18 protein-coding genes are annotated in these 13,471 nt (G+C 69.4%); 15 read left to right on the top strand and 3 right to left on the bottom strand.

What is annotated here, in order from left to right; genetic code table 11:
- The first annotated feature begins 157 nt into the window (after positions 1-157).
- Positions 158-559 (top strand): hypothetical protein, encoded by a 402-nt coding sequence (locus tag AMO33_RS29525; protein WP_076574085.1) that lies wholly within the window; start codon positions 158-160, stop codon positions 557-559.
- A 78-nt stretch (positions 560-637) separates the two neighbouring features.
- Positions 638-913 (top strand): hypothetical protein, encoded by a 276-nt coding sequence (locus tag AMO33_RS29520; protein WP_041561525.1) that lies wholly within the window; start codon positions 638-640, stop codon positions 911-913.
- Positions 914-1,180: 267 nt separating this feature from the next.
- Here the strand turns inward: AMO33_RS29520 and AMO33_RS29515 are convergent, their stop codons facing one another.
- Genes AMO33_RS29515 through AMO33_RS29505 form a run of 3 tightly spaced genes read right to left on the bottom strand, consistent with a single transcriptional unit; the run spans position 1,181 to position 4,958 of the window.
- Positions 1,181-2,914, bottom strand: coding sequence for a hypothetical protein (locus tag AMO33_RS29515; protein ID WP_076574087.1), 1,734 nt, complete (start codon positions 2,912-2,914; stop codon positions 1,181-1,183).
- Complete coding sequence (locus AMO33_RS29510) at positions 2,911-4,542, bottom strand: relaxase/mobilization nuclease domain-containing protein (RefSeq protein WP_060595238.1); 1,632 nt, start codon at positions 4,540-4,542, stop codon at positions 2,911-2,913. The genes AMO33_RS29515 and AMO33_RS29510 overlap by 4 nt, the downstream gene beginning before the upstream one ends.
- Positions 4,539-4,958, bottom strand: a complete 420-nt coding sequence (locus AMO33_RS29505) for a MobC domain-containing protein (protein WP_060595237.1) — start codon at positions 4,956-4,958, stop codon at positions 4,539-4,541. The genes AMO33_RS29510 and AMO33_RS29505 overlap by 4 nt, the downstream gene beginning before the upstream one ends.
- Positions 4,959-5,477: 519 nt before the next feature.
- On the opposite strand from AMO33_RS29505, the gene AMO33_RS29500 reads away from it, so the two are divergent.
- The 13 genes from AMO33_RS29500 to AMO33_RS29440 all read left to right on the top strand — a co-directional run bounded on the left by AMO33_RS29500 (position 5,478) and on the right by AMO33_RS29440 (position 13,387).
- Entirely contained in the window at positions 5,478-6,014 is a 537-nt protein-coding gene (locus AMO33_RS29500) for a hypothetical protein (protein WP_060595236.1), read from the top strand.
- A gap of 5 nt (positions 6,015-6,019) precedes the next feature.
- Positions 6,020-6,484, top strand: a complete 465-nt coding sequence (locus tag AMO33_RS29495; protein ID WP_060595235.1) for a hypothetical protein — start codon at positions 6,020-6,022, stop codon at positions 6,482-6,484.
- Positions 6,485-6,644: 160 nt separating this feature from the next.
- Positions 6,645-7,055: a hypothetical protein gene (locus tag AMO33_RS29490; RefSeq protein WP_076574089.1), complete on the top strand. Its 411-nt coding sequence runs from the start codon at positions 6,645-6,647 to the stop codon at positions 7,053-7,055.
- 86 nt (positions 7,056-7,141) lie between these two features.
- Complete coding sequence (locus AMO33_RS29485; protein WP_060595233.1) at positions 7,142-7,525, top strand: hypothetical protein; 384 nt, start codon at positions 7,142-7,144, stop codon at positions 7,523-7,525.
- A gap of 50 nt (positions 7,526-7,575) precedes the next feature.
- Positions 7,576-8,232 (top strand): hypothetical protein, encoded by a 657-nt coding sequence (locus AMO33_RS29480; RefSeq protein ID WP_060595232.1) that lies wholly within the window; start codon positions 7,576-7,578, stop codon positions 8,230-8,232.
- An 89-nt stretch (positions 8,233-8,321) separates the two neighbouring features.
- Entirely contained in the window at positions 8,322-8,981 is a 660-nt protein-coding gene (locus tag AMO33_RS29475) for a hypothetical protein (RefSeq protein ID WP_060595231.1), read from the top strand.
- On the top strand, positions 8,981-9,598 hold the full coding sequence (locus AMO33_RS29470; protein WP_060595230.1) for a hypothetical protein: 618 nt from the start codon (positions 8,981-8,983) through the stop codon (positions 9,596-9,598). Before AMO33_RS29475 ends, AMO33_RS29470 begins: the two co-directional genes overlap by 1 nt.
- A gap of 47 nt (positions 9,599-9,645) precedes the next feature.
- On the top strand, positions 9,646-9,957 hold the full coding sequence (locus AMO33_RS29465) for a hypothetical protein (protein ID WP_060595229.1): 312 nt from the start codon (positions 9,646-9,648) through the stop codon (positions 9,955-9,957).
- Positions 9,954-11,225: a hypothetical protein gene (locus AMO33_RS29460; RefSeq protein ID WP_240327585.1), complete on the top strand. Its 1,272-nt coding sequence runs from the start codon at positions 9,954-9,956 to the stop codon at positions 11,223-11,225. Before AMO33_RS29465 ends, AMO33_RS29460 begins: the two co-directional genes overlap by 4 nt.
- A 137-nt stretch (positions 11,226-11,362) precedes the next feature.
- On the top strand, positions 11,363-12,010 hold the full coding sequence (locus AMO33_RS29455; RefSeq protein WP_060595227.1) for a hypothetical protein: 648 nt from the start codon (positions 11,363-11,365) through the stop codon (positions 12,008-12,010).
- A 99-nt stretch (positions 12,011-12,109) separates the two neighbouring features.
- Positions 12,110-12,814: a hypothetical protein gene (locus tag AMO33_RS29450; RefSeq protein WP_240327584.1), complete on the top strand. Its 705-nt coding sequence runs from the start codon at positions 12,110-12,112 to the stop codon at positions 12,812-12,814.
- Positions 12,815-12,866: 52 nt separating this feature from the next.
- Positions 12,867-13,076: a hypothetical protein gene (locus AMO33_RS29445; RefSeq protein ID WP_060595226.1), complete on the top strand. Its 210-nt coding sequence runs from the start codon at positions 12,867-12,869 to the stop codon at positions 13,074-13,076.
- The gene (locus AMO33_RS29440) at positions 13,073-13,387 is read left to right on the top strand and encodes a hypothetical protein (protein ID WP_060595225.1); all 315 of its coding nucleotides are present in this window, start codon (positions 13,073-13,075) and stop codon (positions 13,385-13,387) included. The genes AMO33_RS29445 and AMO33_RS29440 overlap by 4 nt, the downstream gene beginning before the upstream one ends.
- The last annotated feature ends 84 nt before the right edge of the window (positions 13,388-13,471 follow it).

Here is a 13,471-nt window from a genome sequence, read left to right as displayed (position 1 = left end):
GCCCGTGCCCAGTCGCCGACCTCGGTACAAGGCGCTCGGCATTGCAGCCGCCGTCAGTGCGCTGGGACTGGGTGCGCTCGCTGTGGGGCTCAACAGCTTGGAGCCCACCCCGCCGCCGCAACCCGCTCTGTCTGTGGCCCCACCACCACCGCCAGCGGTGACCACAACGGTGGGCTTTCTCGCTGGCGGGAAGTGCCCGAACACCGCGGAGGGCAAGGTACATCGCGGCGACAACCAGGGCGGTCTGGTCGGGAGCGTGCCCGTCATCTTCGCCTTCCAGCACGCCTACTATGTCGCCCGGTCAGGGGAGCAAGTGCGTGCCCTGGTGCTGCCGGAGGCCCCCGTCTCCTCTGCGGACACGATCCAGAAGGGAATCAACACCATCCCCGACAAGACGAGCTACTGCCTGACAATCACCGAGCTGGAACCTGCGCGGCACCTCGTCGAGGTATTCGAGCGCAGGCCATCCGGCGAGACCAAGACCTACCGCCAGAACGTGACCACCGTCGACCGCGACGGGCGCACGTTCATCGACACTGTCACCAGCGCTGACCGCTGAACCACCGACTCCGGTGCATGCCCGCTAGTTGGGCATGGGCCGAGGACCCCATTCCCTCCGATATAAGGACACGAGATCATGAGCAGCCCGACTTCCCTGCACGACGATGTGGTCGCGTATGCGGCCACCCGGACCGTCTCCTCATCCGCCGAGATTCCCGATAGCGTCGAGGCTCTTGTCGAACAGTGTCAGGAGCGTGCTCGCACTGCGGCGGCCGAAGAGACCACCCTGACCGGTGAGACCTACGCGCCGACCGTCGTCGGCATCGACCACACGATCGTGCCGCTGCTCGCCGCACCGATCGAGTATCTGGTCAGCGTGGTGGTGACCATCGAGTTCCGCGCGATCCTGTGACCGCAGCCGCCCCGGCGGCTTACCCCCGGATCGCCGGGACTGGACGAGGAAAGAGATGCCCATCGGATTCAACCGATGGGCATCTTCGTGTACATGGCCGGAGGGGAGGGCCATGTCCCAGAGCAGCCAGTGATTCGCGTTCCACTGCTCAGGGCCCAGCATAAGCACCGCAGACGATGGGCGGGCGATTCTGTCTGGCGACGCCGATCCCGGGTGGCCCGCGCAGGATCTCGCCCGCGCAGGCCACCCGACGATGAAGAGGCCGCCTCAGTGCGCGCGGCCCCGGTTCCGGGTGTGCGTCGCCGCGGGTTTGGCCGGCGGTGGGGTTCGCCGACGGGTCTTGGCGTTGGTTTTGGCTTGTTTGGGTGGGGTGAGCGGAGCCTGCGCTGCGGCTTCGGCGGTGCGGGTGGCGCGGTGTTGGGAGTCGGTGTCGTGCTCGCGGTCGGCGGCCTCGTGCTCGCGGTCGGCGTCGGCGGCGTGGCTGGCCGCTTCGGCTTCGGCTTCGGGCGGGGGTTCCGGTGCTGGAACGAACGGCACGGTGATGACGGTGCCGTCGCTGTCGACCACGAACACCGTGTCCTCAGCCTCGTCCTCGTCCGCGGTCTGCTGGGCCGCGGCGTTGTCCTTGCGAGCCTGGTCGTCAGCGGTATCGGCGTTGCTCTCGTGCTGTGCGGCCTTGGCTCGCGCCTGCTCGGCATCGCCATCGAGGATGCCCGGGTACTTGCGGGCGAGCAGGGCGTCGAAGTCATCGTCGATCTCGCCGACCAACTGCGCCGCGCGGGCTCGGTCGAACGGTGAGTCCGGGTCCGCACTCATGAGCCATTCCTCTGCCACCGAGCGGCGAGCATCTTCCTCGCTGCGGGTGTGCGCGTTGGCTGCTTTCCCCTTCTTCGCGGCTTCGCGCATTGCCCAGGCGGCGAAGCCGCTGGGTGCGCGGATCTGGCCGTTGTTGAAGTCGATCGCGGCAACGGATTCGATGAGGGTGTCCGGGTCGGCGCCCTGCGAGGTGAGCACAGCAAACTGGTCCTCGGCGACATGCCAACGCGGATCATCGAGAACACGATCAGGCACTCGCCCCCGCAGTCGGTCTGCGAGTGGGGTCGGAGTGCGCTGGTCCTGCGGACCGCTGCCCTGTTCCGCGGCACCTGCGTCAGCGCCCTGGTCCTGGCCGGCTCCGCCACGTCCACGCCCAGCGCGAGACTGGGCGCGCCATCGGCGAACGATCTCAGCTTCGAGGCTGCGGCGTCCGTCGCGTGTGTCGCAGTTGTCGTATTCGGCCACCCAGTTCTTGGTCCACTCCGGATCGTGTTCGGCCAGCCAGCGCCGGGCCACGCCGACGGCGCTGCGGGTGGTGCCGCCGGTGGCGTCGACCCACTTGTTGATGATCTCGGCCTCGTCGAGGCGGCGTCCATCGATGGTGTCGGCGTTGGTGTAGCTCAACTCCCACCAGCGGTACCAGTCGGCATCGTTCTCTTGTGCCCATTTGCGGGCCTCGGCGAGCTCGATGTCTCGGAGAGTCCGTTGCTGCCGTGGCCGGGACGTGGCGTGCATGTCCTCGACATTGCGGCGTAGATCGTCGACAGCATCGGCTGAGCCGTCGGCTCGCAGCCAGTCGGCCACCCGGGCGGCAAGATCCTCGGAGCCGAACACTGCCTCGGCGTGGTTGTCCTCCCATCCGGCTTGCACCCCGAATCGGCCGCGCGAGAGTGGGGCCACACGAATTGTCATGCCGGTATCCGGGTGCCGTTCGGCTCGGATGCGACCTTCCCTTTCCGCAGTGTTCCATTCCTCGGCGTCGGCACGGCTGAATCGGTTGACCGTGTGGCGGTCGAGGACCGCGTTCTTGCGGGCGGCGTTCTCGGCGTCGTCCCAGGCGGAGCGGCCCCGCCGTTCCCGTAGCTGCCTCAGCACTCCCGACAGCGTGCGTGCTGCCAGTGCCATGCGCATGGTGTCCTCGCGAGGGATGCCCATCACGGGCGTTTCAATGACCGGCTGGTTCATCGTCGGTGTTCCTTCCTTGTTGGGCCGGACGGCAGTTCACGGACGCCGCGCACCGCAGGCAGTTCGCGGCGGCCTTCGCCCGGCCGCGCGGCCGGACCGGGGTGTGCTGTGACGGTGGGCGTGTGCCCGGTGCCCGCCGGGGCGCGCCGCGGCGGGAGCTGGCCCGGGACGGCACCGGTGGCCTCCCCGTGCGCGCGCACCAGGCCGGCGGCTTCGCGGGCACTGCGCGCGGCAGCGATGCGCTGGTTCTGCTGGTGCCATGCGGCGATCTCCAGCAACAGTTCGGCGATAGCGAGCCCGAGTTGCAGGCTCGGATCTCGTTGCAGGCCGCGACCGGACAGCATTCGGACCGCAGCGAGTCCGCGCGAGACCTCACGCAGTTCGGCGGCGAGTTGCCCGGCGGGAACGGCGGCCAGACCGCGCCGGGTGCGGGCGGCGCGGTCGTAGACCCAGGCGGCCCGGGAGAGCGGGCCCTGGCGCGCCGCACCGTCGGCGATGGATGCCCAACTACTGATGACGTCCTGCAACTCGCGGGCCACGGTCGCCACGTCGGCGCGGCCACCGCGCACTGCGGTGGTGACCGACCGGACCCGCTCAGCGCTGTCGGCCAGCACTGCATGCGGCTCGCGTGCTGTGTCGGTGGCGGCCGCTTCCCGCGCGGCGCCGGGACGGCCGGGCACGGAGGCCGACCAGCGGGCGGTGATCCGCGGCCAAGACATATCTGCGCCCAAGTGCCGGCTGGGCGCGAAGTAGATGGGCTCGCCGGTTCTCGCCGATACGTCCCCGGGAGCGGCGACCGCCCATCCCTTGATCTGCCCGATGGCGTCGTACTTGAAGTCGATGAGCATGCCCGCGTCGCGGAGCCGGGCAACGAATTCGTCGGCGCTCGTCGCGACGGCGGCGGTCTCGGTGATCATCTGCCGCAGCTGTACCCGTGCCGCGGCACCTGGTGTCGCTCGCAGCATGCCGTCGTCGCCGGCGGCGTGGCGGCGCTTCGCCTTTTCCTGTTCCCCGCGCGTCGGGGTGGGTACGGCCGACGGGTCGTTGATGGCGGTCATTCGCAGACCGAGAGCTTGTTCCCAGCGCCGGGCGACGCGGCGTACGGCTTTCCAATCGTTGTCGGGGTAGAAGCGTTTGCCGGTGTCGGCGCGCACGAGGACCGCGGCGATGTGAATGTGGTCGTTGCCGTCGACGGACTTGCCGTGGTGCACCGCGATCCACCGGCACGCCCCGGCGTCTCCCGCTTTCGCGATCCCGGTCTCGTGCAGCATGTCCTCGGCGATGCGCCGCCAGGTGTCGTGGCCGAGTTCCCCGTCTTCGGCGCCGATGGCCACCGGCAGGTGCCAGATGTAGCCGTGCTTGGTGTAGCCCGGCTGGCCGGGCTCGGGCTGTTCGGTGGGCAGCCCGATCGCATCCGACAGGGCGGTTACCTGGTTGGCGAGTTTGCCGATCTCACCGGGCGCGAAGTCGCAGTCGTCGGGGCCGACCCATACCGGTTGAAGGGCGTCGGGGTCGGATTGCCATGCTGCGATCACGGTGGGGTTGGTGTGCTCGTTGTACTTGCCCTTCGAGAACAGGTACCGCACGAGCCGCTGCCCGTCCCATCCCCTGATCGCCTTGCCGATCACAGCGCACCGTGCCGAAGCTGTTCAACCAACCATGTGTCGATGCGGCCGTTGATCTTGCGGGTGTAGGCGAGCACCGCGTCCGCGTTCTGGCCGAGTTCGCCGGTGGAGTTCGCGTGCTTGGCGACATCGTTCACATTCCCGGCCACGTTGCCCAGCAGTCGGCGCAACTCCCGAACCTCGGCGATGAGGATCTCCACCTGGCCGCTGGTGCGGACGGCTGAGCCATTGCGCTGTGCGGCGAACGCACGCGCGGCACCAACGGCTGCCTTGGCGATGAAGGCGCCAGGCTTCAGCCCGACAGTGGCCGCCGCGGCGGCCACTAGTGCCCACTCCGCGGGTGCGAACAGCGCCTCATGGCGGCGCGTCCGCTTCTCGACGGAGTGAGGCCGATGGCCCTGTCTGCTCTTCGGGGGCACTTCACGTCCTTTCGCCTACCGGGCGCACTGGTGCGCTCGCAGGGCCGGCAGTCGCCTGCCGGGCCAGCCGATGTGGCCGGACCGCAGGTCTGGGTACATCGGCGCCTCCAGATCCTCTGGAGGCTTTAGACACACTCGAATCACTTCGAGTGTGTCTCGCGCCCGTCCCCGGGCGCAACCCAAAACCCCGGGGTTTTGGGATATCTTGCTCACCGGAAAAGGCTGGTCAGCCACGCTGCGGCTCACGGTGAGCTCCACGTGGAAAACGCTTTCGTTCGCTGGGCGGGCGCGATACGCGACGAGGCCGGTGCCGTGAACGAGGGGGGCTGGATCGAGGCTGCGGGCGCCCGACCCCAGCCCGCCCCGGTGCGCAGACTGAACGAACGGGACACCCGGCGAGCAAGGCGCGCACTCACCCGACTCCCGTTCGCATGGTTGACCACCTCCGTTCTGTAGATACATTAGATACACTAGGTTCGATCGCTCCATTAGTGAGCGCTGAGCGACGAGAGGTTTCCCATGGCGAAGAAGATGGCGACCGATGCTCTGTCCGCGTACCGGCGGGCGGTCATCGACGACGATATGGAGACGCGCATCGGCGAACTCGCGGTGAAGGTCGGGGAATGGCAGCAGGCGTCCGAGACGCGCCGGGCCGAGACAGCGCGGTTGATCGCCGATGAGGAAGCTGCCGAGGATGCCGTGGTGGCTGCCTACGAGGCGGCCACCAATGCCGGAGCCGAGGCGGCCGCGCTGGAACGGATCGGACTCAAGCCCACCGACGCTATCCGTGCTGTGGCGAAGCGGGCGAAGGCCAAGCCTCGGCCTCGCCCCTCACGTGCGTCGACCGCTGCGGCCGAAGCGCCGCTGACTCCGCCGCCGGCGGAGGACTCCGAACTTGAGTCGACCTCCCCGGGCACGCCGGTCACCCCGTCCGCCGCCGTCCCACAACCCGATCCGGCTCCAGCCGGTTCCGGCGGTCCGTCCGCCGCTGCCGATCCGGTTCGGGTCGCTGCCGCCGACGCGGGCGCGCCAGCCGCCGCACGGGTGCGGAGCTGACGGCTGTGTCCGCCTCGTACGCCGTCCCGGCCCTGCTCCTCGGCGGGCCGGGTGTCGTGTTCGCCGCGCTCGCGCTCTCCTACCGCCGAGACGCGCAACGGTTCCCCGCCACCGGCGAGCGACCCGGCGCGACCACGCTGTCGGCGGCGCACGGCTGCCTCGCGGCGCTGTCGTTCCTGTGGGCGGTGGCGACCATGCCGTTGTCCGCGCCGCTCGCCGTGGTCGCCGTCGGTGTCGGCGCGGCGAGCCTGACCGTTCTGGCGGTGCAGCTGCGGGCGGCGGACCGGGCCGATCGCTGGGAGGCGGCCCTCGCTGTTCTGTCTGCCACCGCACCGCTCGGCGAACCGGAGGGATGCCCGGCGGCGCGCCCATCGAGCCCCGCCCGATCGCAGGACACGCGACGGCTCGCCGTGCTGCGCCGTCGGCAATGCGCCCCGGCCCGGCACCGGCACTCCTACAGCACCGACTGACTTCCCGCCCGAGACCGATCGGGCGGGAACCAATCCGACTCACCCATCGGAAAGTGCTTGGCCTTCGCCGATATATCGGGTAATATATGACATAGAAGGAAGCGGGACCGGACACCCCGCCTTCTTCGACCCCACTCGCACCCTACGAAAGGGCATTCCCATGAGTCCTCTGGCAGCAGTGGTCGCGGACCACGATCGCTTCTACGTCGTCTTCTCCGACGTCCCGCCCGCGTCCGAGCGACGCTCCCTCGACGAGAAGGAATTCGTCACCGAGGCCGACGCCCGCGCCTGGGCGGCCGAGGAAGTCAGCTCCTCGGCCCAGCGCAGCGGGTCGGCCTGGGACTTCCGGGGCGACCTGTGGCACATCCCGGCGGGCGTTCGCGTCGAAGACGACGCCTCGCTGGAGAACGTGCAGGCCCTCGCCAACGTCACCTGGGACCACAACGCCAAGGCAGTGGTGTGGGCCGACGGCGTCCCCGACGACTGGAACCCCGACGACGAGGACGACGAGCCCGCCGACGGGCGCGGTGACTCAAGCGCCCCGTGGGGCGACGACGAAGCACCCTTCTGACCCTTTCCGTCACCCGAAGCGACGGGGCGGAAACCGGACACTTCCGCCCGTCGCTCCCCCACTCGCCATCGCCGAAGGAGCACCTCATGCCCTCCACCGCCGCGGCCGGACAGCTGAACGTGCAGTGCACCGCCGAGCAGATCCGCGCCGCTCTCTACGCCTCTAATCACGACCCCGAGTACTTCGACACCGCCGAGGCCGTCGCCGAGCGCGACGCGCGGATCGCCGCCGGGGTGCCCGTCGTCCGGGTGACCGCGTGCAACTCGGGTGGCTCCGGCCGCGAGGCGTACGCCCTGATCCAGTCCGGAATCCGGCACGCCGACGGCACCTTCTGGCCCTCGATCGAGGGCTGCCCGATCGTCCACTTCCGCCGCCGCGACGGACGGCTGACCGACGCCGAGAACGCCCGGCGGCTGCTCCACCGCCGCTTCTGGGGCGTGGAAGTGCCGATCGAGTGGGTCAACGGCTGAGCCGCGCCCGGCTCCCTCCCTCCTTTTCCTATCGACGAAAGGTTTCGATCGTGATCCGCAAGATTCTCAACAAGCTGTTCCCCCTGACCATGTTCGTGGCGGCCGCCGCGATCGGCTCCAGCCTGTACACGGCGGTGCAACGGCGCGCTTGGCTCGACGTCGCGGGCTTGCTCGTCAGCGGGACCGTGTTGTTCTGTATCGCCCGGTTCCATCGGGGCGACAGCCGCGCATGGTGGCGGACGCCGGACTACGAGGCGCGTCACGCGGCGTTCGTGGAGACCCTGACCGATCTCACCCGCACCGGCCCCTACACCGCCTGGCACGCGGGCACCCGGCAATGGCTCAGCGTCACCGTGTGCACCGCACCGTTCACCGCGATCTTCTCTGGCTACCGCTACTTCGAGGTCATCGTCCGCGACGCCCCCGAACCGGCCCTTGCGTTCGGAGCCGACATCGAATTCGACTACGTCACCACGCGCTGCTTCCTGGTGTTCCGCCGGAACCCGTTGATCGACATCCAGGTCACCGGCGAGCTCGTGGACCCGCGCACCGGCGACCGGCATCCAGTGTCCGATGGTCCGCGCGGCACGCTGCACGCCGTAATCACCCGCATGCGGACACCCCTCGCCGCCCGCCTCGCGGGCTCTAGCGACATCGAAGCCCTGCTCGAACTGCTCGCCACCGCAGAACCGCGCGAGCGCCACTGACACCACCTGAGCAACACCGAAGCCGGGCGGGACCGGACACCCCGCCCCCTTCGATCCCCACTCGCAAATCCCCCGAAGGGAGCAGGGCAATGCCCTCCACCAAATTCGACGCTCTCGTCGCCGAGGCACAGGTGCGCTACGCACCTGAGTTGACCGCGCTGACCGAACTCGGTTACGACGCGCAGGTCCGCGTCGTCGGCCACGTGAACATCTACATTCCCGTCGGCGAAGTCCGGGGCATCCCGCTGGAGATGCTCGTGTGCAACGGCGACGGCCTGGCGCTCGGCGCGGACGAAATCGCCGCTAGCACCGAGTGGTGCGCCTCGGTCTACTCCCGTCTCGACGGCACCCCGCTCGAGATCTTCTGCTACGGCTACACCGCCGTGGCCGCCGTGCAGGCCGCCGCCGCGCTGCTGCACGATCCGGTCCGCGTCGCAGTCCTGTCCTCTTCCCGGCGCTGGGATTTCGCGATGCTGCCCGCCGCCGCGCTCGGCGACCCGGACCGGGAAGCCACTCTGCTCGGCCCGCTCACCTCCGACGGCTTGGTCCCTACGAACGTCATCGTGCTCGACGAGGACGTACCCGGTTGGACTCAGGGCTGCTCGACGCATTCGCACTGCTACCCGATCGAGCGCGCCGCGGCGGTGGTCGCACACCGCGATTGCGCGCACGCCCAGCTCGCGGACTGGACAGCGCACGGCCTCGTCGACGGCTGGTGGGCCTCGCTGACCGACGAGGGGCGGGCGTGATGTCGCGCAAAGACCAGGACGCGCGGGCGTGGTCCTCGGTGCTGGACACCCCGTTCCGCGACGAGCTCGACCTCATCGACCGCTACAGCGTCGACTCCGCCCAGGTGACCCCGCTCGGGCCGACCGGCTGGATCATTCGCGGGCTGCTGGCCAACGGGCTGGCCGTCGGCGCGGCCACCGACCGCGCCGACGAGTTCGGGCTCTGGCTCGACTTCTACGACCTCGACGGGCGGCTGATCGCCTACAGCGACGACGGCGAACTCGAACTCCGGCTGCGCACCGCGAGCGCGCTGACGCCCGAGACCGTCGCCCTGCTGCGCCACGGCGTCCGCCCGGCGGGCCTGCCCGACAGCATCCGCGTCATGCCGCACACCGTCTTCGAAGACGCCGACGGCGACCGGCTCGAGGTCACCGACCTCGGCGACGGCCGGGAACGGCTCACCATCGCCCCGGACGCCGACGCGGTGCGCTTCGGCGGGTCCTTCCAGTCGGTCGACGTTCCCCGCGACCAATTGCTCGCGCTGCTGGCGCAGCTCACCGACCGGTTCGCGCGCGACTTTCGCCCGCGCTCTCTCGTCGCGGGCGGCACCGACGCCGAACCGGACACGGCGCGCTGACCGCCATCCGCCCATCCCCACTCGCGCATTCCCGGAGGAGTTTTCCCGTGAACAACTTCCAGCACGACCGACGTCATGACGAACAGCACGACCAGAGTTGGCTCGCCCAGGCACACGCCGTTGTGGCCACCGGCTGGCTGACCGGGGGCTCGATGTACGCCCTCGGCGCAGTGTCGTCGGAGTTCCCCGCGATCATCTCCAGCCTGATGTTCCTCGCCGGTGCGGTGGCCGTCGAGGGCGGACTACGGCACTACCGCGCCTGGCGGCGCATCACCGACGAGCTGCACGCGGCGGGCTGCACCTGCCCGCCGGGCTCGGGCGGGGTGGCCCTGCGCGTCCGCGATCGGGCGAACCGGTGACCGGGCCCGCTGTGCCCGCGGCACTGCGGGAGCAGCTCGCCGCGCACGAACCCGCGCCCCGAGTCGTGCTGTCCTATGGACTTGGGGCCGACAGCACCGCCCTGCTGCTGCGCTGGATCTTCGACCCCGACAGCCGCGACTTCGACCTGGCGGAGCTGGCCGTCGTCACCGCCATGGTGGGCGACGAATGGGAAGACACCGCACGGGACGTGGCCGAGGTCGTGCTCCCGCTACTGGCCCAGCACCGGATTCGGTTCATCCAGGTCGGGCGGGCCGACCGCCGGGTGCGCGCTGATGGCACCGGCGTCATCGTCTTCGACGACTCCCGATCGCCGCACCGCCTCTATATCGAGGGCGCCTACACCCTCGGCACCGAGATGCTCACGGCCGGCACTCAGCCGCAGGTCGGTGGCAGTCGTCGGTGCAGCATGTCGGCCAAGGGCGAAGTGCTCGACCCGGTGATCGCCGCGATTACACACGGACGGCCGTACCGGCACGTCGTCGGATTCGAGGCAGGCGAGCTGACGCGGGCCCGCCGCGACGCCGGATACGACACCGCGCTGCGGCGTGGTGAGTACCCACTGATCTCCTGGGGCTGGGACCGGGAACAGGTGCTGGCCTACATCCGGGAGAAGACCGGCCGAGCATGGCAGAAGTCGGCGTGCGTGTTCTGTCCCTTCGCGCTGGTCACCGCTGCCAATCGAGTCGCCACCCTGGCGCGCTACGCGGCGTTCCCAGACGCCGGGGCGCGGATGCTGCTGATGGAGCACACCGCACTCGCGCTCAACGCCAAACAGGGCCTCGTCGGCGGCAAGCGCGCCATCGACTACGTGCGCGCGGCCGGACTCACCGGCGTCCTGGCCGCCTTCGAGAGTGCGCTCGCCGAACAACCTCACGCCCTCTACGAGGTCCGCCGCCTCGCCCGGCGCACCCAAACCGGCGGGGCCAAGATGGTCGCGCGATCGGTGCGGTCGGTCGACGTCGGTTCTCGCGAAGAGATGGCCGCCTGGCTCGACGGCGCTCCGCTGCGGGTCGATATCGGCGGGCCCGACGGCTCCCCGGCGCTCGTCGACACCCGCCGCGAGCTCGGGGACGACGGCATCGCCCGCGCGGTCGTCCCCGGCCGGGACGGCACGAGCCCGCACGAGCTGGAGCACTTCTTCGTCGTCGCCCCCGCCGTCGTCGCCGACAAGGAACGGCCAGGATTCGCCGACTGGTGGGCGCAGGCCACCGGCACCGACCTGGCGCTGTTCCCAATATCGGCCTGACCGGCGACACACACCACACATACGCGGGAAGACTTGACTCATTCCAGATAACGGGTAATATATGACACAGAAGGCGGCGGGACCGGACACCCCGCCCCTTCATCCCCCACTCGCACACCTTGAAGGGACTCCCGATCATGGAGATCATCAGCAACCCGTTCCCGCTGCGCCCCGCCACCGAGGACACCCGGCCCGCGACCGAGACCAGCAAGGTCGTGCGGTTCCTGACCGAGGTCGCGCAGGAGTTGGCGGTCCAGGACGCCGACGGGTTCGTCGATTGCGCCGCCGACCTGACCGTTCGCGCGCTCGCGGCGGCGGCCGCCGTCGGCCACTTCCACGGAGGCGCCGAGGGCGACGGCGTGCTCGCTGTCCTGGGCGACACCGTCAACACCTACACCGATACCGCCCGCGCGTACATGGATCGCTTGTTCGCTGGTAACCGCCCGGATCTGCACGAGCGCGCGACCGCGCTGTTCACCGCAGCCGATCAGCTGACCGAAATCGTCAGGGCCATGGAGGCCGAGTTCCGGGGCGTGATCACGGTGCGCGCGACCTGGTCCCCGGGCGGCACGGTCGAGGTCTTCGACTACGAGGACCACCCGATGGGCACCTTTGTCCCGCTCGACCCGCCAGCCACTCCAGTCGACACGACCGAGGAAGCCACGCGCCAGCTGGCCGAACGGCACTTCGTCGTTGTGGGCAACTGGGAGAAGTTCACCGGCAAGATCCTCGATGTCGAGTTCGAGGAGTACCGCGCCGCGCTGCGGTTCACACTCACCTTCTAGTCCTCCCATCGGGAGCGGGGCGGCGGTCCGGGGTCTTCGTCCGCCGCCCTTCTTCTCCCGTCTCCGACCGCACCCCGCCACAGTGGGAGGGAAGCATCCATGCCTGCCGATAACCAAAACGAACGTTTTAATGAGAGCTGGGCGGCCGAGCGCTGGCACGACTGCACTCCTGGCGCTCCGCTCTACCTCACCCCACCCAGCACACCCGCGATCCGCGACCGAATCCGCGCCGAGGAACTGGGCGCGATCATGACTCCCGCTCAAGGCAACCGCCTGAGCGCTGACTACCCGCTGTGGTGTGCCGACAACGGGGTGTTCGGCGGGGCCTATCCCGGTGACGACGCCTACCTGAACTGGCTCGGCCGGCTGCGCCCGCACGCCGACCGCTGTCTGTTCGTGGTGGCGCCCGACGTTGTCGGCGACCACTTCGCCACGCTCGCCCGCTCTCTGCCGATGCTGCGGCGCATCCGCGATCTCGGGTTTCCCGTCGCCTTCGCGGCCCAGAATTTCATGGAGTTCGACACCTGGGACCCGTGGGACGAGATTGACTGTCTGTTCCTCGCCGGGGACACCGCCTGGAAGCTCGGCCCGGCGGCGGCGAACCTCGCCGCGGTCGCCTCGAGCCTCGGCAAGTGGGTCCATATGGGCCGGGTGAACTCGCGCCGCCGCTATGACTACGCGACTGCGATCGGCTGCGACAGTGTCGATGGGACCTACCTCACCTTCGCCCCGGACGCGAACCTCCCCAACGTTTTGTCCTGGACTGGCAATGCCAACGCCCAACCGTCGCTGTTCCCGCTCTGATCGACGGCCCGCCCGCTTGCCACGGTAAAGCGACACGCTTTACCGTGGTGGCATGGCGAAACTGAACATCAGCCTCCCGGACGCGACGGCCCAGGCTCTGCGCGAGAGCGCGGAGGGCAACGTCAGTGCCGAGATCAACCGGGCCGTGCTCCAGCGGCTCGCGGACAAGGAGTTGCGGCGCATCGCCGCGCACGAGCAACAGAACCCGCCGAAGTACAGCGATGCCGACTTGCTGCGCATCGGCATGGGCATGTCCCTGTGAGGGAACTGCACCAGGGCGACATCTACACCATCGCCGCCGGTGACGGCTATCTGACCGTGGTGATCGTCGACGGCCAGGCGTTGCTGCGCCATCGTGATGTGGCGCTGGCGGTGCCGGTCGTCGACGCCCGGGAGATGCCGCAAGACCTGCGAATCTTCTCGGTGGGCTGGGACGAGGGCCGCGTGCTCGCCGTACACCGGTTCATTCCCTGCGTGCGAGCGGTACTCGAGGCCGGAACCTACGACGGGACGGTGACTACCGAGATGCTCGACTTCATCAAGATGGTGCTCGCCGTCCGGTTCGATCTCTGACAAGCACGGCCGCGTGCCGGAGACGGCGCGGACCGCCTCAGCACGGGCCGCGAAAACCGCTTCCCCCGCCCCGGATCGGGGAGC

The organism is Nocardia farcinica, assembly GCF_001182745.1.
In the GTDB taxonomy this organism is placed as follows: Bacteria; Actinomycetota; Actinomycetes; order Mycobacteriales; family Mycobacteriaceae; genus Nocardia; species Nocardia farcinica.
Note: the sequence above shows the minus strand (reverse complement) of the source record. Positions and strands in the feature narration are given on the sequence as shown.

Excerpts from the sequence above, each read along its gene's own strand:
- AMO33_RS29500 (WP_060595236.1), top strand. The coding sequence starts at position 5,478 with ATGGCGAAGAAGATGGCGACCGATGCTCTGTCCGCGTACCGGCGGGCG.
- AMO33_RS29485 (WP_060595233.1), top strand. The coding sequence starts at position 7,142 with ATGCCCTCCACCGCCGCGGCCGGACAGCTGAACGTGCAGTGCACCGCC.
- AMO33_RS29520 (WP_041561525.1), top strand. The coding sequence starts at position 638 with ATGAGCAGCCCGACTTCCCTGCACGACGATGTGGTCGCGTATGCGGCC.
- AMO33_RS29475 (WP_060595231.1), top strand. The coding sequence starts at position 8,322 with ATGCCCTCCACCAAATTCGACGCTCTCGTCGCCGAGGCACAGGTGCGC.
- AMO33_RS29450 (WP_240327584.1), top strand. The coding sequence starts at position 12,110 with ATGCCTGCCGATAACCAAAACGAACGTTTTAATGAGAGCTGGGCGGCC.
- AMO33_RS29490 (WP_076574089.1), top strand. The coding sequence starts at position 6,645 with ATGAGTCCTCTGGCAGCAGTGGTCGCGGACCACGATCGCTTCTACGTC.
- AMO33_RS29445 (WP_060595226.1), top strand. The coding sequence starts at position 12,867 with ATGGCGAAACTGAACATCAGCCTCCCGGACGCGACGGCCCAGGCTCTG.
- AMO33_RS29515 (WP_076574087.1), bottom strand. The coding sequence starts at position 2,914 with ATGAACCAGCCGGTCATTGAAACGCCCGTGATGGGCATCCCTCGCGAG.
- AMO33_RS29470 (WP_060595230.1), top strand. The coding sequence starts at position 8,981 with ATGTCGCGCAAAGACCAGGACGCGCGGGCGTGGTCCTCGGTGCTGGAC.
- AMO33_RS29455 (WP_060595227.1), top strand. The coding sequence starts at position 11,363 with ATGGAGATCATCAGCAACCCGTTCCCGCTGCGCCCCGCCACCGAGGAC.